This window comes from Litoribacterium kuwaitense, assembly GCF_011058155.1.
GTDB lineage: Bacteria > Bacillota > Bacilli > Bacillales > DSM-28697 > Litoribacterium > Litoribacterium kuwaitense.
Map to the genome: position 1 here is coordinate 1 of NZ_JAALFC010000113.1, position 472 is coordinate 472.

1 protein-coding gene is annotated in these 472 nt (G+C 51.5%); it reads left to right on the plus strand.

All coding sequences use genetic code 11. The features are described from left to right. On the plus strand, nucleotides 1-472 hold a 472-nt coding region (locus G4V62_RS19245; protein ID WP_165205245.1), incomplete at both ends, for a methyl-accepting chemotaxis protein.

Sequence of the window (472 nt, forward strand, 5' to 3'; positions counted from 1 at the left end):
ACATGCTCAAGCCGATTCCGAAAATGATGAGCGTCTTAAAACAGCTTGCCTCTGGTGACTTAACCCCGCGTCTGCACATTCAGTCTAAAGACGAAATGGGACAGGTGGCCACAAGCATTAACACGATGGCGGATTCCTTTACCGAAACGATACATCACGTCCATCAGTCGGTCGATACGCTCGCCGCCTCTTCCCAACAGCTCACCGCTGTGTCCGAGGATTCAAGCCAATTTTCCAACCATGTCGTAGAGTCGGCTCAGGAAATTGTCAAAGGGGCGGAAATGCAAAAAGAAACGACCGAGCAAACGTACGTCGCGATGGAAGAAATGGCGATTGGCGTGCAAAAAGTCGCCGAATCCGCCACGTCCGTGTCTGAACAAACGTCCACCTCTGCCGAAGAAGCATCACAAGGCTATAACGAAATCCAGCACGCCATCGAACAGATGGAGCACGTCAAAGATACGGTCGGCAA